Source organism: Ruegeria sp. D3 (assembly GCF_056534465.1).
Window position 1 is genome coordinate 276,833 of the sequence record NZ_JBQFPK010000004.1, and the last position, 18,667, is coordinate 295,499.

General features: G+C 55.6%; 25 protein-coding genes and 3 tRNA genes. 16 read left to right on the forward strand and 12 right to left on the reverse strand.

The window, feature by feature from the left end:
- Positions 1-384: 384 nt before the first annotated feature.
- A complete protein-coding gene (locus ACR0DX_RS08295) occupies positions 385-1,350 on the reverse strand; it encodes a GIY-YIG nuclease family protein (RefSeq protein ID WP_170746529.1) in 966 nt (321 codons plus the stop codon).
- Between the two features lie 456 nt (positions 1,351-1,806).
- On the opposite strand from ACR0DX_RS08295, the gene ACR0DX_RS08300 reads away from it, so the two are divergent.
- The 8 genes from ACR0DX_RS08300 to ACR0DX_RS08335 all read left to right on the forward strand — a co-directional run bounded on the left by ACR0DX_RS08300 (position 1,807) and on the right by ACR0DX_RS08335 (position 8,557).
- Complete coding sequence (locus tag ACR0DX_RS08300) at positions 1,807-2,826, forward strand: HsdM family class I SAM-dependent methyltransferase (RefSeq protein ID WP_170746530.1); 1,020 nt, start codon at positions 1,807-1,809, stop codon at positions 2,824-2,826.
- Positions 2,810-3,766, forward strand: a complete 957-nt coding sequence (locus tag ACR0DX_RS08305) for a helix-turn-helix domain-containing protein (protein ID WP_170352519.1) — start codon at positions 2,810-2,812, stop codon at positions 3,764-3,766. The genes ACR0DX_RS08300 and ACR0DX_RS08305 overlap by 17 nt, the downstream gene beginning before the upstream one ends.
- Positions 3,767-3,935: 169 nt before the next feature.
- On the forward strand, positions 3,936-5,444 hold the full coding sequence (locus tag ACR0DX_RS08310) for a DUF1254 domain-containing protein (protein ID WP_170352520.1): 1,509 nt from the start codon (positions 3,936-3,938) through the stop codon (positions 5,442-5,444).
- Between the two features lie 196 nt (positions 5,445-5,640).
- Positions 5,641-6,348 (forward strand): hypothetical protein, encoded by a 708-nt coding sequence (locus tag ACR0DX_RS08315; protein ID WP_170352521.1) that lies wholly within the window; start codon positions 5,641-5,643, stop codon positions 6,346-6,348.
- A gap of 55 nt (positions 6,349-6,403) precedes the next feature.
- Positions 6,404-6,943: a helix-turn-helix transcriptional regulator gene (locus ACR0DX_RS08320; RefSeq protein ID WP_170352522.1), complete on the forward strand. Its 540-nt coding sequence runs from the start codon at positions 6,404-6,406 to the stop codon at positions 6,941-6,943.
- An 86-nt stretch (positions 6,944-7,029) separates the two neighbouring features.
- Positions 7,030-7,248 carry an AlpA family phage regulatory protein gene (locus ACR0DX_RS08325; protein ID WP_170352523.1) on the forward strand — a complete coding sequence of 73 codons (219 nt, stop codon included), beginning with the start codon at positions 7,030-7,032 and terminating at the stop codon, positions 7,246-7,248.
- Between the two features lie 4 nt (positions 7,249-7,252).
- Positions 7,253-7,516, forward strand: coding sequence for a helix-turn-helix transcriptional regulator (locus ACR0DX_RS08330; protein WP_170352524.1), 264 nt, complete (start codon positions 7,253-7,255; stop codon positions 7,514-7,516).
- Between the two features lie 63 nt (positions 7,517-7,579).
- The gene (locus tag ACR0DX_RS08335; protein WP_480845750.1) at positions 7,580-8,557 is read left to right on the forward strand and encodes a tyrosine-type recombinase/integrase; all 978 of its coding nucleotides are present in this window, start codon (positions 7,580-7,582) and stop codon (positions 8,555-8,557) included.
- A 73-nt stretch (positions 8,558-8,630) separates the two neighbouring features.
- On the opposite strand, the gene ACR0DX_RS08340 is transcribed toward ACR0DX_RS08335, so the two are convergent.
- Positions 8,631-8,714 (reverse strand) — tRNA-Tyr (locus ACR0DX_RS08340).
- Between the two features lie 116 nt (positions 8,715-8,830).
- Between ACR0DX_RS08340 and rlmB the strand changes: the two genes are divergently transcribed.
- From rlmB to ACR0DX_RS08360, 4 genes are all read left to right on the forward strand, one after another.
- Positions 8,831-9,604 carry a 23S rRNA (guanosine(2251)-2'-O)-methyltransferase RlmB gene (gene rlmB / locus ACR0DX_RS08345; RefSeq protein ID WP_170352526.1) on the forward strand — a complete coding sequence of 258 codons (774 nt, stop codon included), beginning with the start codon at positions 8,831-8,833 and terminating at the stop codon, positions 9,602-9,604.
- Positions 9,564-9,887, forward strand: coding sequence for a hypothetical protein (locus ACR0DX_RS08350; protein ID WP_480845752.1), 324 nt, complete (start codon positions 9,564-9,566; stop codon positions 9,885-9,887). The genes rlmB and ACR0DX_RS08350 overlap by 41 nt, the downstream gene beginning before the upstream one ends.
- 106 nt (positions 9,888-9,993) lie before the next feature.
- Positions 9,994-10,443 carry a YHS domain-containing (seleno)protein gene (locus ACR0DX_RS08355; protein ID WP_480845754.1) on the forward strand — a complete coding sequence of 150 codons (450 nt, stop codon included), beginning with the start codon at positions 9,994-9,996 and terminating at the stop codon, positions 10,441-10,443.
- A 199-nt stretch (positions 10,444-10,642) separates the two neighbouring features.
- Positions 10,643-11,113 (forward strand): CoA-binding protein, encoded by a 471-nt coding sequence (locus ACR0DX_RS08360; protein WP_170352527.1) that lies wholly within the window; start codon positions 10,643-10,645, stop codon positions 11,111-11,113.
- Position 11,114: 1 nt separating this feature from the next.
- Here the strand turns inward: ACR0DX_RS08360 and ACR0DX_RS08365 are convergent, their stop codons facing one another.
- From ACR0DX_RS08365 to hisF, 3 genes are all read right to left on the reverse strand, one after another.
- Positions 11,115-11,681 carry a hypothetical protein gene (locus ACR0DX_RS08365; RefSeq protein ID WP_170352528.1) on the reverse strand — a complete coding sequence of 189 codons (567 nt, stop codon included), beginning with the start codon at positions 11,679-11,681 and terminating at the stop codon, positions 11,115-11,117.
- A 61-nt stretch (positions 11,682-11,742) separates the two neighbouring features.
- On the reverse strand, positions 11,743-12,060 hold the full coding sequence (locus tag ACR0DX_RS08370; RefSeq protein WP_170352529.1) for a phosphoribosyl-ATP diphosphatase: 318 nt from the start codon (positions 12,058-12,060) through the stop codon (positions 11,743-11,745).
- On the reverse strand, positions 12,057-12,818 hold the full coding sequence (gene hisF / locus ACR0DX_RS08375; RefSeq protein ID WP_170352530.1) for an imidazole glycerol phosphate synthase subunit HisF: 762 nt from the start codon (positions 12,816-12,818) through the stop codon (positions 12,057-12,059). Before hisF ends, ACR0DX_RS08370 begins: the two co-directional genes overlap by 4 nt.
- Positions 12,819-12,992: 174 nt before the next feature.
- Here hisF and ACR0DX_RS08380 point away from each other — a divergent pair, with 174 nt between their 5' ends.
- Together ACR0DX_RS08380 and ACR0DX_RS08385 are read left to right on the forward strand one after the other, a co-directional pair.
- The gene (locus ACR0DX_RS08380) at positions 12,993-13,385 is read left to right on the forward strand and encodes a DUF302 domain-containing protein (RefSeq protein ID WP_170353119.1); all 393 of its coding nucleotides are present in this window, start codon (positions 12,993-12,995) and stop codon (positions 13,383-13,385) included.
- A 19-nt stretch (positions 13,386-13,404) separates the two neighbouring features.
- Entirely contained in the window at positions 13,405-13,866 is a 462-nt protein-coding gene (locus ACR0DX_RS08385; protein WP_480845757.1) for a hypothetical protein, read from the forward strand.
- 16 nt (positions 13,867-13,882) lie between these two features.
- Here ACR0DX_RS08385 and hisA read toward each other — a convergent pair whose 3' ends face one another.
- The gene (gene hisA / locus ACR0DX_RS08390) at positions 13,883-14,605 is read right to left on the reverse strand and encodes a 1-(5-phosphoribosyl)-5-[(5-phosphoribosylamino)methylideneamino]imidazole-4-carboxamide isomerase (protein ID WP_170352532.1); all 723 of its coding nucleotides are present in this window, start codon (positions 14,603-14,605) and stop codon (positions 13,883-13,885) included.
- A 134-nt stretch (positions 14,606-14,739) separates the two neighbouring features.
- On the opposite strand from hisA, the gene ACR0DX_RS08395 reads away from it, so the two are divergent.
- On the forward strand, positions 14,740-15,141 hold the full coding sequence (locus ACR0DX_RS08395) for a DUF2147 domain-containing protein (RefSeq protein WP_170352533.1): 402 nt from the start codon (positions 14,740-14,742) through the stop codon (positions 15,139-15,141).
- Positions 15,142-15,145: 4 nt separating this feature from the next.
- On the opposite strand, the gene hisH is transcribed toward ACR0DX_RS08395, so the two are convergent.
- Positions 15,146-15,784, reverse strand: coding sequence for an imidazole glycerol phosphate synthase subunit HisH (gene hisH / locus ACR0DX_RS08400; protein WP_170352534.1), 639 nt, complete (start codon positions 15,782-15,784; stop codon positions 15,146-15,148).
- Positions 15,785-16,372 carry an imidazoleglycerol-phosphate dehydratase HisB gene (hisB, locus tag ACR0DX_RS08405; RefSeq protein ID WP_170352535.1) on the reverse strand — a complete coding sequence of 196 codons (588 nt, stop codon included), beginning with the start codon at positions 16,370-16,372 and terminating at the stop codon, positions 15,785-15,787.
- Between the two features lie 156 nt (positions 16,373-16,528).
- Between hisB and ACR0DX_RS08410 the strand changes: the two genes are divergently transcribed.
- Positions 16,529-16,768: an Lrp/AsnC ligand binding domain-containing protein gene (locus tag ACR0DX_RS08410; protein ID WP_170352536.1), complete on the forward strand. Its 240-nt coding sequence runs from the start codon at positions 16,529-16,531 to the stop codon at positions 16,766-16,768.
- Here the strand turns inward: ACR0DX_RS08410 and ACR0DX_RS08415 are convergent.
- From ACR0DX_RS08415 to ACR0DX_RS08430, 4 genes are all read right to left on the reverse strand, one after another.
- Positions 16,765-17,631: a GNAT family N-acetyltransferase gene (locus tag ACR0DX_RS08415; RefSeq protein WP_170352537.1), complete on the reverse strand. Its 867-nt coding sequence runs from the start codon at positions 17,629-17,631 to the stop codon at positions 16,765-16,767. The genes ACR0DX_RS08410 and ACR0DX_RS08415 overlap by 4 nt on opposite strands.
- Before the next feature lie 97 nt (positions 17,632-17,728).
- Positions 17,729-17,803, reverse strand: a tRNA-Gly gene (locus ACR0DX_RS08420).
- Positions 17,804-17,836: 33 nt separating this feature from the next.
- Positions 17,837-17,911: transfer RNA gene (locus ACR0DX_RS08425), tRNA-Gly, on the reverse strand.
- A gap of 316 nt (positions 17,912-18,227) precedes the next feature.
- Positions 18,228-18,611 (reverse strand): MAPEG family protein, encoded by a 384-nt coding sequence (locus tag ACR0DX_RS08430; RefSeq protein WP_170352538.1) that lies wholly within the window; start codon positions 18,609-18,611, stop codon positions 18,228-18,230.
- Positions 18,612-18,667 lie beyond the last annotated feature (56 nt).

Sequence of the window (18,667 nt, forward strand, 5' to 3'; positions counted from 1 at the left end):
AACACTTCCCCTCACGTCCCCGGCAAACCGGGAGATGGGCAGGGGACGGGACAGGACACACCCCTTAGAGGGGGTGTCCCAAGTCACCGCCCCTCAAATGCCATTTTGACAGTGTTGAGAAATTCATAAGGAGAGCCTCGGCGGGGAAGCTGTTCGCTCGGGTCCTTCCCGAGGGAGGCTTGCTCCGGGGGGTGCGCCGAGCCCCAGTTTTCCATAGTTTTTGGGGCCTCTAACGATAACAGACCTATTTCGCCCGCCATGTATGGTTTCAGCATCTCGTGCCAGCTTGCAATCAAGGCTTTAACCATAGGATTGCTTCCTAGGTTTTTGGACCCTGCGCCATAACAGATCCAGTGGCTTCCTCGACGAGGTCGCTGGAGAAATTCATCCATCGGACTCGATGTCGTCGTTCTCACCCGCCGCTTCAACAGCAGTCTTCGCCACTTGTTCTGATTGCCAGTCCCCATAGGAAACGTTGGAGCCGCTGACCTTCCAAGACGAGCGACCGTTGTCGGGGCGCCCGTAAACCACCGCAGATGCCGCGCTTGGGCTATTGAACGCGACATCTTGCGCAAAGCTAAGAAGGCCCTTTTGCCCCGGGACCAGCTTGCCCGTCTTGATTAGCTGCGCGTGCCGTTTTGAATAGCTGTGGTCCGAAGTGCTCGACCAGGCACTCACTGCGTCCGATCCCTCCAGAACAATAAATTCCCCTTCGACCTCGCGGGCGCGCGCTTCCAACCCAAGCTTACTGTGGACCAACTTGAACAGTGGTGCGACTTCGATTTCTGAGGTGATTTCGTCCCCGGCGGAAACTACCTTGGTCATGGCTCTGTGCTGGCGAAGGAAATCAAACCCAAGGACCGGCAGGATGAGGCGAAGCTGGTCTATGAAGTACTCCATGTCGGACGCGTCGGCCTCCGGCAGGGCGACCGGCGGGGGTGCCGTGCTATTCTGAACACTGGAGTTGCCCACAGCGTTTGCGATAGCAATCAACCGCGCCTCTAGATAACGCGCATGCGCCTTAGTGATGTTCTGGTCTTTGCTGGTTACAACGCAAGTGCTCTCCCAGAAATCCTTGCCGGAGTCTCTGTTGTGCTGAACGAGACGCTTTCGGACATTGTCGCTTTCACCGATGTAGAGTTGAAGGGTATCCGGGTCCTTAGGATCGCGACCAGTCAGGAAATAGATTCCGGTACGGTCAAGTTCCGAGCGTTTGAGGAAAGCAGGCAATCCATTCCGTGACCCGGATAGGACATGACCAGTCCAGTTCATTATCTCGGCCGTTGTCAGGCCGGACGCCGTGCCTTCGGCAAGAAACAATTTTACCGATCTCCCTAGTCGGGAACTCATGCTACAACCTCCATCGCCTTCTCACTCCCCCACGATACAAATTTCGCCCGACATCAGCATGAGTATTAGGAGGCTGTGGGTCGCCTCGAAACCGAGGTTCGGGCCGGATATGTACTGATTGTTCAACGAAGTTTATGCCATCTCATTTCTGACTTCCAATCATCTGCGAATTTGCGGGGGCGCAAGACGAAACCTGCAACCCGGCCTTTCTATCAACTATTTGCCAAAGTAAAGATAAGCGGTTTCGAAACAACCCGTAGGAAAGCAGTAACAGCCTTGGGCAGACGCAATGAGGATTCAGCGTTACCTAACTTGACAGACGCATTTTGCGCCATACTGGCAAACCATTATCCGAGCCGCCTTGGATATGCCCAAATTCTCATGTTAGCGTGCCGCCAAAGATACAGTGGGAGGATTCCCGCTTAAGAAAACAAAGATAAGAGCAGGCTGTATACTATGAGCGCAGATATTAAATCACTTAGTTCTTTCGTCTGGTCTATAGCTGAGCTGCTTCGTGGGGATTTTAAGCAATCTGAGTATGGCAAAGTAATATTGCCCTTTGTCGTGCTGCGACGCCTAGACTGCATTCTTGAAGAGAGCAAGCAGAGCGTCCTCGACATGGCCGCATCGCTGCCAGATGATATGGACGACGAGGCACGCGACACGCTGCTTTTTGGCTCTGTTGGTCAAAACATCCGCATTTACAACTTGTCCCACTTCACCTTTGCTTCGCTCAAGGGGCAGGATGCCAAAGACATCCATATGAACCTGCTCGACTACATCACCAAGTTCTCAGGCAACGTCCGCGACATCTTCCTCGACAAGTTCCTGTTCACTGATCAGCTAAAACGGCTGAACGATGCCGGGCTGCTCTATCAGGTGTTCGACCGCTTCACCCAGATTGACCTGCACCCCGACGCGATCTCTAACCTTGAAATGGGGTATCTGTTCGAAGACCTCATCCGCCGCTTCTCGGAGATTTCAAACGAGACAGCAGGGGAACACTATACCCCGCGCGAGGTCATCCGTCTCATCGTCTCGTTATTGCTCATCAACGACAAGGACGCGCTGACCGGCTCTGGCGTCATCCGGCAGGTCTATGACCCGGCAGCGGGCACAGGCGGGATGCTGTCAATTGCTGAGATGGAGATGAAGGCGCTCAACGACCGCATCCGCGTCGAACTCTTCGGGCAGGAACTGAACCCCGAGTCCTTCGCGATCTGCAAATCCGACATGCTGGTGACCGGGCACAACCCCGAGAACATCGCCTTCGGCAACACGCTGACCCAAGACGCCCACGCTAACAAACGCTTCCATTACATGTTATCAAATCCGCCCTATGGCGTGGACTGGAAGAAATACGCTGACCCCATCAAGGACGAGGCTGCAGAACTAGGCATGGGCGGGCGCTTTGGTGCAGGCCTTGCGTCAGTTAGGTATCGTTGTTGGGATTCGATGGATGCAAAGCCACGATGATATAGTTGAGTCGTTCAGCCTTAAAACGCAAAGCTTTGAAGAGCTAAGCGACGCAGTCGTCAACTGGGATCAGGAGTATGACCAGTTGTCGGGCGGTCAATTCGAGGGTGGCCTCAAGCTGGCGCAGGTTAATGAGTCCCAGATCCTCAGAATTCGATGGGGACAAAAAATTCGCTACCGTGGAACAGCCCCAGCTGGGGCTTTTGCCTTTGCTTTGCCGTTCGATCAGCAAGGAGATGCAAACTGGATCGGCCAGAAAGCGGGCGTGGACACAGTTCTCATGCAAGCACCAAACAAGGCCGGCGATCTGATTTCCTCCAATTTCTACGACGCGCTGGTGCTCGGAGTTCCTGAAAACGACGTGTTCCGGATTTCATCGGCGCTATCTGGGAAAGGCGAAATCAGTGGCAACTTGCATGGGGCCTCAACCCTTTCGACGGCAGGTGCAGCTTCTTTACGCCATCAGGGACAATCGCTCATTGACCGGGCTATCTCAGATTTTTCCGACGACAGAGCCGCTCTTAAGCGTCTCTCCGATCAGTTTATCAAGTTGTTCCTTTGGGAGCTGGTGAAGTCAAATGGCGGCGGCCTAAAGGAACACCGGGTTTCCAGACCGGCCAGACTGGTGGGGGACGCAACAGATCTGGTTCTATCCGACGTGACCGGAAACATAGGATTGACCACTCTTTGCGCTCATTATGGTGTCAGCCTTAGGACACTTCACTATGCATTCAAAGATGTCACGGGCCTTTCAGCTGCGACCTGGCTGCGACGCATGAGGCTCAATAGAGTGCATCGCGAACTGCAAGGCGCGATCTCGAATGGGGCTACAATAGGCAGCGTGGCCGCGACTTACGGCTTTCACCATCAAGGGCATTTCACGAACCAATACAAGCGGCTGTTCGGCTGCCTGCCATCGGAAACACTGCATCGCAATTAGACGGAAGTTTAGTCTCAAAAACCCAGTCTCAAGAGATGTTTGCAGATTTTGGATAAGAATGATGCGTGATTTTGACAGCCAAAGAGGCCACCATTGTCGAGTAGTCTGATGGTTGCGCAGCGGCGCCTTCAGCCACAAGAATTCCGATCAAATTTTTTAGGAGAGATACATGAAACTTCTTACCAATCATTTATCGGCGGCAATTGCCCTCAGCCTCATTGCGGCGGGCGCCAGCGCCTCCAAGGCCCATGCAAATGAGGACACTGTCTCAACGGAGCTTCCGCCATTGATGCAGCAAATCAACAATGGCAACTGGCTTGAGGAGTCTGAGGCGCAGAAATTGGTAGACGAACTCTACTATCATAGAGCGATTCAGGCCTACTACGACATGTTACCGGCAATGAACACCATTGGCCTGCGCGATGGGTCTGAGGCAGTGTTTGGAGCGGGCTACAACGTCATTCCGATCTGGAAAGAAAGAATGGACTCCCGCGCCTGGGTTCCGACACCTAACGCTGACGTTATTTATTCAATGGGTTACGCAGATCTCAAAGAAACCGGCCCATTGGTTGTTGCGGCTCCACCCAATACAGTGAGCATGCTCACAGATTTCTTCCAAGTAACGTTGACGGACGTAGGCGCCGCTGGTCCAGATGGCGGAAAAGGCGGACTGTATCTCCTTCTTCCACCCAACTACGATGGCCCGGTTCCGAATGGCGGGTATTACACGTTCGAGTCTCCGACATACAACGTGTTTATCTTCTTTCGCACAATCATGAAGCAGGGTGATGGTGGTCCAGATCCCTCCGAGGCGGTCGCGACGGCGGAACAAATTCGTATTTACCCACTTTGGGAAGTGGAGAAGGATATTCCGGCAATGGAGTTCCCGAACGCCTCGGGCAAGCGCCTCAACATGATGTATGAAACCGATTTCGACTTTTGGACGAAAATGAAAGAGTTCGTGGACCATGAGCCTTACTCGGCCATTCCGCCGGCTACTCGCGGTGTTTTGGCTTCCCTCGGCATCAAGAAGGGTGAGCCATTTAATCCAACTGCCAAGCAAATGGAATCCTTGAACAAGGCGATGGAAGTTGCACCAAAGATGATCTTTGCCTCCAGGCAGGTCGGTCGACCGGATGGCCGTAACTTCTATTACTATGACAGACAGTATGAACGCGTTTGGTCTGGAGCTACCGCCGAGTTTATGCAGGACGGCTACCTCGACATCGACCAAAGGGCTGCCTTTATGCAATTTGCATACAGCACGTCACCAGCAATGGTTAAACGCGTTATCAATGGTGGTGCAAAATATCCGGTTACTGCCAGAGACGCGGACGGCGAATTCTTGAATGGTAGCCACCACTACAAGCTACATCTGCCGGCGGGTATTCCGGCGAAGCTGTTCTGGGCAGTAACGCTCTACAACGTAACCGATGGGACGATGCCGGAAACTGACCAGTTCATGCCGTCTATCAATCAATTCAACGATTACGAGAAGAATGATGATGGTTCGGTTGATCTCTACTTCGGTCCGACGCTGCCAGACGGCGCTCCTGAGTCCAATTTCATCAAGACCGTTGAGGGAAGAAACTTCCTGACAGCTGTGCGACTGTTTGGAACGGGTATCGAGTTCTTCGACCAAACTTGGAAACCCGACGATGTTGCGAAAATTGACTAATTTTCAAATCGTTGGATAAAAAAGTTCTGAAAGCCCGCAGGGAACTGTGGGCTTCCTGGACAACTGTGATCGCAGCGCACCAAGGAATCTGACCTTTCACAATCGCGAAGTATCTATTGCTCTCGTGGCAACCGGCAGAAAAGCAATTCCTCGTCGAATCCACAACATTTTGTAGCTTTCTGAAGTTGACCACAAAATGACACCCCCAACGAGGCGTCGGGGGCACAACTTAAGTGAACGGCTGGCTGTCTACACCCGACGTAGGGGGCAGACTGCTCCAATAACGGGTGAAGAGTTTTCGCAACTTCTGAACTCTCGCGACGATAAGACCCGTAGCGAAATATTCTCATATCTCAGCCGGGGGCGCGACATTGGGTTCGATCAGGTGATTGTCGCGGATCCTAGGAGCGGCGCAGAAGATGATGGGCAAGAAATGACATTCTATCTGCCTGAGACTGCCGCAGCGGACATGAATGTTATCGACGAGGGAACGCTTGTTCAGGACGACGGCGCACCCGCGTACAAACTTGTGGGCAACGTCCAATTGGCTGCGCCCGCCGACAATGACCCCCGCAACCCAATGCGAACCAAAGACGCCGTCGACGTGATGCGTCCAACCATCGTAGGGGTGTTCGGCGATCAGTTCCCTTGGTCATACGCGCATCTGCGAAAAGCAGCAGAACACCTTGGGTTCTGGGACCAAGCGGTTGGCGACAAGACGAACACCGGAGTGGAGCCAATCACTGGAACGACGCTCTACTATGGAAGGGGGCGCGAGGCGGTGATGCAGTTCGCGAAACAGACCCCCGACGACTTTGTAGAAGTGGTTGGCTCGAAACAGACGCAAACAGTCTGGAAACAGCAGCACGATGTTGCGGCCTTAGAAGCCGAGCAAGAAGGTTGAAGCTGAACACACCATACGCCAACTTCAAAAGCTCTTTCCAACGGATAGTCCCGCAATGACCGAAGTACGAAAACGCAAGAAACGTGAGATTATGCCGCCGCAAAGGGAATGGCCGCCGATACCTTTAGAACCTACCGATACCGAAGACCAAGATAATACTATCGTTTCTCGTCTACCTGGCCGCAACGGGTTGGCAGGAGCCGACGATATTGTCCAATGGCTCGCGCAGTTAATGAACAAGAAAAGTGTTTCATACGATCAGCTTTCACACCTCTCAGGCGTTCCCTCCCGGACTATCAAGAAATGGTTCAGCAGCGACGAAAAATCTCGAACTATTCCCAAACTCAATACTATCCAAGCTTGCTTCGAAGCGTTGGGCCAATCGCTCATCGTCAGTCCGCCAAGTGTTCAGATTGGAAACGGCCAGAAGTTCTATCCAATTGACAACTTCCGTCGGCAACTCTTGGAAGATTGGCTAGACCAGTCGGCCAGATCGAGAGGTGTATCCGTTTCCGCCTTAATCGAAGACTTGGAAACCAATCATCGCAGGGCGATCGAGAACCAAACGAAGGGTTATCGGAGGCGAGAGTTGTAAAAGTGCCTTTTAGGGCACCAGAAAACACCGAAGAAATACTCCATGTTTTGCTCAGAACGCCCAAGAAGCTTTGTGAGGCCCGCATAGTGAGTAAGAAAACCCTGCCAAATACAGACATTCGCCCCCCTTATATCCGTGAGCGTCAGATCGTATCCCGCTTCGGAGTTTCACGAGGCACCCAGTATCGCTTGCGTCGGCGCGGCATCTTTCCGCGAGGGATACGGGTGAGTCCACGGACTGTAATATATTCTGAGCCGGAGATCATCGATGCGCTGGCCGCATTGGCTACGGATGCGAAGAGGTAAGTCAATGGCCACCGCCTCCCAAGTACGACACAGGGTCTTGCCGCCGCCTTGCGCAAGGCTGCTGTCACGTGGAGAGGCATCAGCATATGCCGGGGTTAGCCCGAATACTTTTGACCGCATGATGGGCGATGGCCTGATGCCCGGCCCCAAGCGTGTGTATAATCGCGTGCTTTGGGACGTGCGTGCGCTCGACAGTGCGATTGATGCCTTGCCGGGCGACCAAGACTCGTCAGATGCTGGCGGTTCCGACATCAATGAATGGGACTGACCAATGAAACAACTCCGAAGACCGCCCAAATACTGTCAGGGCTTTGAAGACAGACATGGCAAGATGCGCTGGTATTATCGCCGCACGGGCTATCCCCGTGCTGCATTGTCCGGTTTGCCATGGAGTCCCGAGTTCATGGCCGCTTATGAGCTGGCGGCCCAAGGCGAACGCATGGACGTGGGCAGGACCAAGAGCAAGCCGGGGACCATCACCGCACTGGTGGCTAGTTACTACCGCACGTCCGACTTCACCAACCTGTCCGATGTAACAAAACGCACGTATCGCAACATCTTAGAACGGTTTCGAAAGGAGCACGCAGACAAGAGGGTGGCCTTGCTTCAGCGCCGGCACATTCAAAGATTGGTGAACGAAAGGGCAGGAACACCATCCGCTGCGAACCGCCTCTTGCGAATGATCCGCATCCTTATGCGTCACGCAGTTGAAATGGGCTGGCGTCGCGATGATCCGACCATAGGCGTGCGCAAGCTGAAAGAAAATACAGGGGGCTTCACTACTTGGGAGGATGAACACATTGAACGTTTTTTGGCGCATCATAAGCCCGGGTCTCGGGCGCATTTGGCGTTGATGCTTTTGCTCTACACGGGGCAGCGCAGGGCCGATGTGGTGCGCATGGGGCGGCAACACGTCAGAAACAATGTGCTGACGATCACGCAGCAAAAGACGGGCCAGCAAGTTTCGATCCCGATACACTTTGAGCTGAAACGTACCCTCGATTCTTTGCCGAAAAACAATTTGACATTTTTGGTGTCCGACCGAGGCGGCCCGCTGAAGCCCGAGAGTTTCACCAATTGGTTCAAGCGCATGGTTCAAGACGCCGGACTTTCTGGCTTGTCAGCTCACGGTCTGCGCAAGGCAACTTGTCGAATGTTGGCAGAAGGCGGATGCACACCGCATCAAATCATGGCTATCAGCGGTCACAAAACCCTGTCCGAAGTCACCCGTTACACTGTGGCCGCAAGCCGCGCGCAACTGTCTGAGGACGCTATGGCATCAATGGGTAAGGTCAAAGAAAGAACGTAAACTGTCAAACCTCATACAAAAGTTTGACAATTCGCTCTGTAAGTATCTGACTATTTTAAGTGAAATTTGGAAATGGTGGGCGACCCTGGAATCGAACCAGGCGTGCGTCTCCGCGAGGGAGTTACAGTCCCCTGCCACACCTTGCGGCCTGTCGCCCACTGTCAGGCGTTGCACCTGACGTGGAGGCGTGATTACTAGCGCCTTAAACGAGCGTCAACAGGAAAATACTGCTTTGGCGCAGGAAACCGAATTCACGGCCCGGAGGCCCAAGAAATGAAGAAACCCAAGTGGGTCGTTGAAAAGGAACAGGCGCGCAAGGCGGCCGCTTCTGAAACTGTATGGCTGTTCGGCTTGCACGCTGTGCGCGATGCCCTGATGAACCCCAAACGGCAGAAATTGCGCCTAATCGTGACCCGGAATGCCCGCGACAAGCTGAGCGAAGCCATTGAATTTGCAGGGATCGAGGCTGAAATGGTTGATCCGCGCAAGTTCACGGCTCCGATTGATCCAGGCTCGGTGCATCAGGGGGCCGCGCTTGAGGTAAAGCCGTTGGATTGGGGCGGGCTGGCCGAAAACTGTATCGGGCGTGAACATCCGCGTGTCATTCTGCTGGACCGTGTGACCGACCCGCATAACGTCGGAGCGATTCTCCGCTCGGCCGAGGTTCTGGGGGCCAGTGCGGTCATCGGAACCCGTCACCACTCGGCGCCGGAAACCGGTGCCTTGGCCAAAACGGCCAGTGGAGCGCTAGAGCGGCAACCTTACCTGCGCATGCGCAACTTGGCCGATACAATCGTTGAGCTGCAGAATATGGGTTTTCTGGTCCTAGGCCTGGACGGTGAGGCCGAGCAGACGATTGAGGCGACGCTGGATAGCAAGTTCGACCAACCGGTCGCCTTGGTGCTTGGGGCCGAGGGGCCGGGGTTGAGGCAGAAAACCATGGAAACCGTTGACCACTTGGTGAAAATTGACGCAGCAGGCGGCTTTGGATCGCTGAATGTCTCAAATGCGGCCGCAATTGCCCTATATGCTTCAAGGCATAGATAGACAGGAGAGCGCCATTTCCACCCCTTCGAAAATTGTCACCTGCTGCTATTGCGGCACCCGAGCTGCGCTGGTGCTGAAAGGTAAGCAACGCCACGAGCTAAGCTGTTCAAGTTGCGGCGCACCGTTGCACGACCTCAAAATGGTGCCGAAGCGCAAGCTGTCCGACGCAAAGCCGGACCGCCGAATCGAAAAACCGCGAAAGACTAAAAAGAAGAAGAAAAAGAGCGTCTTTTCACATGTGTTCGACGAAGCATGGGATGTGATCGAGGATATTTTCGACTAGGGCGTTTATTCACCCACGCGCGATCACATCCGCGTTAATTGGGGTTTCAGCGGCGTTAATCAATTGCATCTTGATACCCTGACTTCCTAATGAAGACCTCATGAAGATGAACCGACGTTTCCTATTGGGCGCGATAACCGCCTCTATGCTTGCTCCTGCTGCGTTCGCGCAGCACTTACCCGTGTTTTACAAGACGGATGGAGCAGCTATGGCTGGGTATGATGCGGTGTCGTATTTCAACGGCGATGCCCCTGTTCGCGGCCGCCCAGAGTATTCTGTGGTGTGGAAAGGGGCCGAGTGGCACTTTGCGACACCTGAAAACCGTGATGCGTTCGAAATGAACCCGCGTGCGTACGCGCCTCAGTTCGGAGGGTACTGCGCTTATGCGATGGCTCAGGGGGAATTGGTCAGTACAGACCCGAACCTGTGGCAGGTGATCGATGGACGTCTTTACCTGACGCACTCGCCAGCGATCGAGCGTATGTGGGAACAGGATACAAGCGGGTTTATTCGAATGGCCGAGGCAAACTGGCCTGTTATCCTCTACGAGAACTAGACGATTTTCCGCTTTTCGTGATCTGTCATCACAAAAATGCGCGCCCCCTCTTTTTTTTAGCCGAGACATGCTTAAATGTCACAGTGACCGCGGAACGGAACTGCCGCGGGTCATTTCACTGTCCCTCGTTCCAACACCTTGCGCCCGGGTTATCACCTGGGCGCTTTTTTCTTTGATGGACTGCGCATAGGGTGGCGGCATGACTGAATACACAGACGCATTTCTGTCGAACATCCTTAAGCGCACGAAAACTGTGGCCGTGGTTGGTGTTTCGATGAACCCGGTCCGGCCCAGCTATTATGTTGCGCGCTACTTATCACTCAAGGGCTATACGGTTATCCCGGTCAATCCTGGGCATGCGGGGAAAGAGCTGTTTGGCACCAAGGTTCGGGCGTCTTTGTTAGATGTTCGGGAATCGGTCGATATGGTTGATATTTTTCGACGGTCCGAGGCTGTCCCTCCGATCGTTGATCAAGCACTGGATGCGTTTCCGGAATTGGGAACCATTTGGATGCAGATCGGTGTAGAACACGCCGACGCTGCAGCAAAGGCGCAGGCGCGCGGAGTTGATGTGGTGATGAATCGCTGTCCCAAGATCGAATATCAGCGCCTTTTCGGCGAGCTGCGGATGGGAGGGTTCGCGACCGGGGTGATCTCGTCCAAGCTATAAGCTATTCGCCTGTATACGCGAGGAGCTCGCCGTATTGTTCGATACGCCTTTGTGTCAACACAACCTCGCGCGGGACCCAGTCATATCGGGTGTCCTCGCTGAAGGGTGACCAAAAAAGAGTTCCGCCGTACCGCCAGGGGTCCAGAATGATTCCGTCCTGCATCCCATCTTCTGAACGACTGATAATCGCGGTGCTGTGGTCAATTCGCAGCGGGTTATCCGCATTGGCGATGGCCCGGTGCATCTTCAGGGTTTTGAAACCCTCTTGGTTCAGACGCTGCTCGATATCCTCGGCCCAGTGCCAGCACAGTCCGCGCGGCTTTAGGCCCTTGTTGACCTTGGCATTGTGGATTAGCGGGGGATCGGTGATCTGGTATTCCTGCGCCAGCTGCGCGGTATAGGCATAGGTGATACGTGCAGCGCGGTCGGCCTCGGATGGATCAATGCCGGGCCCCAGATTGCGGATTTCGGCGGCCAGACGTTGCACTTCGTCCCCGGTCTGGGGCGGGGGGCCGGCACAGGCAGTCAGCGTCACAAGGGCCAATAGGGTGGCCAAGGTTTTGATCATCTGCGGGCCCTTTGATCCGTTCGGTGTTGAAACCCGATCATAAAGGCACGTCGGCGAAAGCCTAGCCCTTTGGCCTTGCAGCTTTTTCGGAGATGCCGCTGATACCTTGACGGCGGGCCAGTTCGGCCAACACGTCATCCAGCGCCACATCGCGCGCGGCTAACATGACCAGCAGGTGATACAGCACATCCGCTGCCTCGGCTGTCAGCCCGGCTTTGTCGTTCTTGACCGCTTCGATGATGGCTTCGACGGCCTCTTCGCCGAATTTCTCGGCGCATTTCTCGGGGCCTTTGGACAACAGCTTGGCCGTCCAACTGCTGTCGGGGTCCGCCCCCTTGCGCGAGTCGATCGTGGCGGCCAAATCGTGCAGGATACTCATGTCAGCCTCATGGGGATGCCGGCGGCGGCCATATGCTCTTTGGCCTCGCGGATAGTGTATTCGCCGAAATGGAAGATCGAGGCCGCAAGAACCGCACTGGCCCCACCTTCCGTGACGCCTTCGACCAGATGGTCCAGATTGCCGACCCCGCCCGAGGCGATCACCGGCACGTCCACCGCATCAGAAATGGCGCGGGTCAGCGGCAGGTTGAACCCCGCCTTGGTGCCGTCGCGATCCATTGATGTCAGCAGGATTTCACCCGCACCCTTGGCAACGACGGTTTTGGCGAACTCGACCGCGTCGATACCGGTGGGCTTGCGGCCGCCATGGGTGAAAATCTCCCACTTGCCGGGGCTGACGGTTTTGGCGTCAATTGCGCACACGATGCACTGACTGCCGAACTGATCGGCGGATTCGGCGATCACATCGGGGTTGGCCACGGCGGCCGAGTTGAAGCTGACCTTATCCGCCCCAGCCAACAGCAGGGCACGTACGTCATCTTTGGTGCGCACGCCGCCGCCTACGGTCAGGGGGACAAAGCACTGCTCGGCCGTGCGCTGAACCACGTCGAACATGGTGCCTCGGTTTTCATGAGTGGCGTGAATGTCCAGAAAACAGATTTCATCCGCGCCAGCCTCATCGTAAGCCTTGGCCGTTTCCACCGGGTCGCCCGCATCGCGCAGGCCGACGAAATTGACGCCCTTGACCACGCGGCCATCAGCGACGTCCAGACAGGGAATGATGCGTGTCTTCAGCATGTCGAAGTCCTTTGTTGGCGCACCTCTAACGGCAAAGCCCCGCCAATGCCAGACTTGTGATTGTGATCTGCCGCGAAGCCGTGGAAATTAGACGTGAAATTCATGAAAAGGATTATCGAGATGCGACATCTTATTCTTGCTTCAATACTCACATTCGGAGGGGCACTGTCCGCCATGGCAGACGACATCATCAAAGTTGAGACAAATAAATCCGTGGCCGAGGCGCTGGACGCGCTTGAGGCTGCCGTCGGCAATGCAGGCGCGACCGTCTTTGCCCGCGTCGACCATGCCGCCGGGGCCGAGAAGGTGGGCACACCGATCCCGGCCAATCAGGTGCTGATCTTCGGCAACCCTGCGCTTGGTACACCCGCCATGCAGGTCGACCCGCGCGCCGGGCTGTTCCTGCCGCTGAAGGTTCAGGCTTACGAGGACGCCGACGGGCAGGTCTGGTTGGCCTATGAAGACCCGAAAGAGACCTTGGACGATCTCAATGGTGTTTCTGACGCCCCAGTCATCGAAAAGATGCGCGGTGCACTGGCCAAACTGACTGCAGCGGCCGCGCAATAAGGTTCTGCCACGCCGGCGGGTGCGTGGCGATACCTCTCAAGTTTTGGGATGGCGGCGATTTGTGATAGAATTGCCGCATTTTAAAGCACATATTGGGAAGTTTTTTATGAAAATTACCTTACAAACAATGAGCGCAGCAGTGATGTGTGTCGGGGTGTTTACCACCGGAGCGTTTGCGCAAGATTTCATGTCCAAGTCAGAACTTTTGGCAACCCTACCCGGGTCAACAGTCCGGTCTATTTCTACTCAGGATGACAAGACCCAGTGGGCACAGGCATACAGCACTGGTCGCAAAAAAGGTAAACTTGCAGGTAATTTCGGGGGAAACTCCTACGACGGCGAGTGGTATGTTGATGGCGATAAGTGGTGCGAAAAGACCGGAGACTGGACGGGTTGTTTTCAATTCGTAAAAATCAGTGAAACGGAGCTGCAGCCATACAAAGATGGGCAGCCCCGGAAACACACATGGAAGCTGGAATAACCGCCGGTCGGCTTGATTACGCGCCGAGCGTGGCCAGCGCTTCTTTCAGATCAAGCGCCCCGTCGTACAGCGCACGGCCCGAAATCGCGCCATTCAATGCCACGCCACAATCGCGCAGGGCGATCAGATCATCTAGCGAGCTCACTCCGCCCGACGCGATCACCGGAATGGACACGGCGCGGGCGAGGGCGGCTGTGGCTTCAATATTCGGGCCCTGCATCGCGCCGTCGCGGTTGATATCGGTGTAGATGATGGCCGCGACGCCCGCATCCTCGAAGCTGCGGGCAAGTTCGGTGACCTCGACATCAGTTTCCTCGGCCCAGCCTTTGGTGGCTACCATGCCGTTGCGGGCGTCGATACCCACGGCGACCTTGGCGGGAAACTCACGCGCGGCTTCGCGCACCAGATCGGGATTTTCGACCGCAACGGTACCAAGAATGACGCGGGCGAGCCCTTTGTCGATCCAGGTTTCGATTGTGGCCATATCGCGGATGCCTCCACCTAGCTGGGCGGGGACTTTGCATGCCGACAGGATCGCCTCGACCGGGGCGGCGTTGACCGGCTCGCCGGCGAAGGCACCGTTCAGGTCGACCAGATGCAGCCACTCGCACCCGGCTTCGACAAATGCTTTCGCCTGGGCGGCCGGGTCGTCATTGAACACAGTCGCCTTATCCATTTCGCCACGCAACAGGCGCACGGCCTGGCCGTCTTTGAGGTCGATGGCGGGGTAGAGGATCATGATCGGCGGCCCTATATCAGTGTTACACGCGGGGGATATCGCACAAGCGGGGCAGGGGATGCAACGCGACGCGGGGTCATTCTTGCCCGACGACATAAGGCGCGACAAAGTGGCCTCATAAAAGGGAGAAGATCATGAAATCTACATTCATTGCAGCAGCGGCCTTTTCTGTTCTTTCTACGGCAGCGCTGGCAGACCCGGTCGACGGTCTTTGGAAAACCGAGCCCGGAGATGAAGGCAACTATCTGCACGTTTCGATCCAGCCCTGCGGCAGTGCCATCTGTGGAACCATCGATAGTGCGTTTGACGCCTCGGGCAATCAATCGTTGAACTATGAGAATCTGGGTAAACAGATGATCTGGGATATGCAGGCGCAAGGGGATGGCGCTTATGGTGGTGGCAAAATCTGGGCCCCGGACCGCGATAAGACCTACAGTTCAAAGATGCAGCTGGACAGCCAGAACAAGCTGACCGTCAAAGGCTGTGCTGCGGGTGGTCTGATCTGCCGCGGCCAGACCTGGACCCGCGTTCAGTAAAGGATCAGGGCTTCCACGTCAGGAAGTTGCCGATCATGCGCAGCCCCACATCCTGGCTTTTCTCAGGGTGAAACTGCATTCCAACCATCGTGTCACGGCCAATCACGGCCGTGACGTCCTGCCCATAGTCCACATAGGCCAGACGCTGTGCCGGGTCCGCGACCCGGAAGTGGTAGGAGTGGACGAAATAGGTGTGATCGCCGGATTTTATCCCTTCAAACACCGGGTGATCGCTTTCCAGAACCAGATCGTTCCAGCCCATGTGCGGGACTTTCAGCGCGCTGTCTGACGGTTCAATCCGCACCACATCGCCCGCAACCCAGCCCAGACCATGGGTGTCGGTGTATTCGTGGCCCGTTGAGGCCATCAGCTGCATCCCGACGCAGATGCCAAGAAACGGACGGCCTTTTTGCTCCACCGCCTCAACCATGGCGTCGTGGATGCCCTTATGGCCGCGCAGTTCGGCGGCGCAGGCCGGGAAAGCCCCGTCGCCAGGCAGAACCAGCCGGTCGGCGCGCGCGACAACATCTGCGTCCGCGGTCACGACGACCTCGCCCGCATCCAATTCCCGCGCCATCCGCTGAAACGCCTTTTCCGCCGAGTGCAGGTTGCCGCTTTCGTAGTCAATGATCGCTGTCAGCATCTACAGCGCGCCTTTCGTGGATGGAATCGCATCCGCCTTGCGCGGGTCGGTTTCGACCGCGAGTCGCAGGGCGCGGGCGACGGCCTTAAAGGCAGCTTCGGCAATGTGGTGGCTGTTGAAGCCGTGCAACTGGTCGATATGCAGGGTGATGCCGCCATGGGTGGACAGTGCCTGAAAGAACTCACGTACCAGCTCGGTGTCGAACGTGCCGATCTTGTGCGTCGGCAGGTCCACGTTCCAGATCAGGAACGGACGGCCCGACAGGTCCAGCGCACAGCGCACCTGCGCGTCATCCATCGGCAAGTGGCATTCGCCATAGCGCCGGATGCCCTTCTTGTCGCCCAATGCCTGCGTCAACGCCTGACCCAGCGCGATGCCGGTGTCTTCGACCGTGTGGTGGTCGTCGATGTGGTAATCGCCCTTGGCGCGGATCGTCATGTCGATCAGCGAATGACGCGCCAGCTGGTCCAGCATATGATCGAAGAACCCGACGCCGGTCTGGTTGTCATAGGTGCCGGTGCCGTCCAGATTGACCTCGACCGAGATCTCGGTCTCGGCGGTCTGACGGCTGATCTTTGCGCTGCGCATGGGCGAATTCCTTTTGCTACAGGCGCGCTTATAGACGGGGAAGGGCGCGCATATCCAGACCGCAAAGGCGCATTCGCCGTAAACTGTTGCAGGGGATTGCACCCCGACGCGCCTCGTGCCAGCTTGCGACCAACACGAACCAATAAGGCCCGGCCCATGTCCATCTGCGTTTTTATCCAGATCCGCTGCAAACCCGGCACCACCTATAAGGTGGCCGAAGACATCGCCCTGCGCGAAATTCATTCCGAGCTTTATTCGACCAGTGGTGAATACGACCTGCTGCTAAAGCTCTATATCCCGGAAACTGAAGATGTGGGTCATTTCATCAACGAAAACTTGCTGGTGATTCCTGATATCGAAAGATCGCTGACCACGATGACGTTCAAGGCGTTCTAACCCAACTCAAACGTAGTTACCCCGAAAACCCGACTCAGGTCGATGTCCGGTTCATGATCGGAATACATGCGCGCTGTTTCGAACACTTTCTTTAACTCCAACTGCTGCGCCATCGCGATAGCAGCATCGTTGGGCTGGGGCATGTCGACAAAGACATCGTGATCGCGATGATCTACGGGAATAGCGGCGAGCAAACTGGCCAAAAGCGCCTGAGCAATTGCGGCGTCATCGGCAAAAAGCGGGCCGACTTTGTACCCCGTTTTGCAGGGGCGAAGGGTGGCATATCCTCTGATCTGACCATTTTCGGTGTAGACGCGTGAGATGTGGGAGTAGGCGCTTAGCCAGCTTTGCAAAAATGCGTCCCGCGCTGCCGGGAATAGCTGTCGGTCGTAGGCTTTAAGGGCGTCGGTGGCTGTCTTTATGGGCGCAACTCCATTGCCCAGAACTTGACCTAGTTTGGGCAAGACCTGTCGAACGGGGGCGCCGAAGCGGAAATTGTTGTAGGCAAAGGTGAACCCTGATTTCCGGTAATTATCCTGTTGCTCGACCACGCCATCCAGCCCCATGTTGCGGCCTTCACAATGGGCAAGTGCGTGTCTGGCTATCTCGAGACCGTGGCCGTGATGTCGAAATTCGGGCCGAACAATGTAAAAGCCAAGGAATGAAAAAGCGTCGTCATAGTTCACGGCCGAGACCGACGCGATCATCTCACCATCCAGAAAGCCGCCCAGAAATCCATTTGGGTCTGTTGGGCGAAAACACTGAGCGTCGTGCACGCCGGGGTTCCACCCTTCGCGGCCGGCCCAGTCAACGGCGTGTTGCAATTCATCGGCGGTCAGTGACCTGATACTATATCCTGACATGTTAAAATCCTGAAACTTGTAACGATAACACCTACAACGCCAACAGAATGGCGCAACAATCGGCAGGTGGCCAGAAAAGTTTCAAGAATTTGGTATCTGGAGCGGGCGAGGCGATTCGAACGCCCGACCCTAACCTTGGCAAGGTTATGCTCTACCCCTGAGCTACGCCCGCATCAGATACTATGTTGGTCCGAAGACCTCTCAATGGAGCGGGCGAGGCGATTCGAACGCCCGACCCTAACCTTGGCAAGGTTATGCTCTACCCCTGAGCTACGCCCGCGCCGTTGAGTGAGGAGGGATGTATAAATTCCCGCGCAGGGCTGCAAGCGGAAAAGCACAAAAAGGCGCAAAAATATTTCGACGGAAATGCGCTGCTGAAGTGTTCAAGACATAGAGCAACGTAAAACAACAAGGATGGAAACGAGGAAATGAAGCGGGTGGCAGACATAAAGACGGCTCTATTGGCCGGTTTGATCGTTTTAAGCTGCGCACTGAGTGTGCGGGACGAGGACAGGCTTGGAAAGGCCGAGCCTGACCTCGGGCAATTGCCTAGGGTTGAAACACGCGTTTTGACCGGCTGACCCGTGTTGCGGTGATCAAAAGGCCAATATCAGATTCGAGATAGCCGCCACCAGAAGGGCTGTGAACGTCAAAACCATACCGAGTTGGCGTAGGATAACGATCTGAGGCGTCTTGCCGAATCCATAGGCATGCAGCATGCGCCCAGCCAGCAAACACAGCCCCAACAGATTGACCAACAGGCCGCTCGCCCCCTGAAGCTCGACCATAGCGATCAGCAGCAACCCAAACGGAGCATATTCTGCAAAGTTGGAATGGGTTCGTACCGCTTTAAGCATCTCGCCGTTGCCCGAGTCGCCATACGAGATCTTTTGGCTCCGGCGGGTACTAATGACCCAGCCGCTGAGAGCAACGTAGATGATCGCCAGCAGCGCAGCGTAGATAGGTGTGATAGACAGCATGTTTTCCCTTCCGATTGCAAAGCGACGGGCCGCCCGGATGTCCGAGCGGCCCGAAG

Bases quoted from the DNA above. Each gene is read 5' to 3' on its own strand.
- rlmB (WP_170352526.1), top strand. From the start codon at position 8,831: ATGAAGAAACCCAAGTGGGTCGTTGAAAAGGAACAGGCGCGCAAGGCG.
- ACR0DX_RS08315 (WP_170352521.1), top strand. From the start codon at position 5,641: ATGACACCCCCAACGAGGCGTCGGGGGCACAACTTAAGTGAACGGCTG.
- hisF (WP_170352530.1), bottom strand. From the start codon at position 12,818: ATGCTGAAGACACGCATCATTCCCTGTCTGGACGTCGCTGATGGCCGC.
- ACR0DX_RS08410 (WP_170352536.1), top strand. From the start codon at position 16,529: ATGTCCATCTGCGTTTTTATCCAGATCCGCTGCAAACCCGGCACCACC.
- ACR0DX_RS08300 (WP_170746530.1), top strand. From the start codon at position 1,807: ATGAGCGCAGATATTAAATCACTTAGTTCTTTCGTCTGGTCTATAGCT.
- ACR0DX_RS08365 (WP_170352528.1), bottom strand. From the start codon at position 11,681: ATGATCAAAACCTTGGCCACCCTATTGGCCCTTGTGACGCTGACTGCC.
- ACR0DX_RS08415 (WP_170352537.1), bottom strand. From the start codon at position 17,631: ATGTCAGGATATAGTATCAGGTCACTGACCGCCGATGAATTGCAACAC.
- ACR0DX_RS08430 (WP_170352538.1), bottom strand. From the start codon at position 18,611: ATGCTGTCTATCACACCTATCTACGCTGCGCTGCTGGCGATCATCTAC.
- hisA (WP_170352532.1), bottom strand. From the start codon at position 14,605: ATGATCCTCTACCCCGCCATCGACCTCAAAGACGGCCAGGCCGTGCGC.
- ACR0DX_RS08335 (WP_480845750.1), top strand. From the start codon at position 7,580: ATGCGCTGGTATTATCGCCGCACGGGCTATCCCCGTGCTGCATTGTCC.
- ACR0DX_RS08355 (WP_480845754.1), top strand. From the start codon at position 9,994: ATGAACCGACGTTTCCTATTGGGCGCGATAACCGCCTCTATGCTTGCT.
- ACR0DX_RS08305 (WP_170352519.1), top strand. From the start codon at position 2,810: ATGCAAAGCCACGATGATATAGTTGAGTCGTTCAGCCTTAAAACGCAA.
- ACR0DX_RS08380 (WP_170353119.1), top strand. From the start codon at position 12,993: ATGGCAGACGACATCATCAAAGTTGAGACAAATAAATCCGTGGCCGAG.
- ACR0DX_RS08360 (WP_170352527.1), top strand. From the start codon at position 10,643: ATGACTGAATACACAGACGCATTTCTGTCGAACATCCTTAAGCGCACG.
- ACR0DX_RS08330 (WP_170352524.1), top strand. From the start codon at position 7,253: ATGGCCACCGCCTCCCAAGTACGACACAGGGTCTTGCCGCCGCCTTGC.
- ACR0DX_RS08310 (WP_170352520.1), top strand. From the start codon at position 3,936: ATGAAACTTCTTACCAATCATTTATCGGCGGCAATTGCCCTCAGCCTC.
- hisB (WP_170352535.1), bottom strand. From the start codon at position 16,372: ATGCGCAGCGCAAAGATCAGCCGTCAGACCGCCGAGACCGAGATCTCG.
- ACR0DX_RS08370 (WP_170352529.1), bottom strand. From the start codon at position 12,060: ATGAGTATCCTGCACGATTTGGCCGCCACGATCGACTCGCGCAAGGGG.
- ACR0DX_RS08350 (WP_480845752.1), top strand. From the start codon at position 9,564: ATGCGGCCGCAATTGCCCTATATGCTTCAAGGCATAGATAGACAGGAG.
- ACR0DX_RS08320 (WP_170352522.1), top strand. From the start codon at position 6,404: ATGACCGAAGTACGAAAACGCAAGAAACGTGAGATTATGCCGCCGCAA.
- ACR0DX_RS08295 (WP_170746529.1), bottom strand. From the start codon at position 1,350: ATGAGTTCCCGACTAGGGAGATCGGTAAAATTGTTTCTTGCCGAAGGC.
- ACR0DX_RS08395 (WP_170352533.1), top strand. From the start codon at position 14,740: ATGAAATCTACATTCATTGCAGCAGCGGCCTTTTCTGTTCTTTCTACG.
- hisH (WP_170352534.1), bottom strand. From the start codon at position 15,784: ATGCTGACAGCGATCATTGACTACGAAAGCGGCAACCTGCACTCGGCG.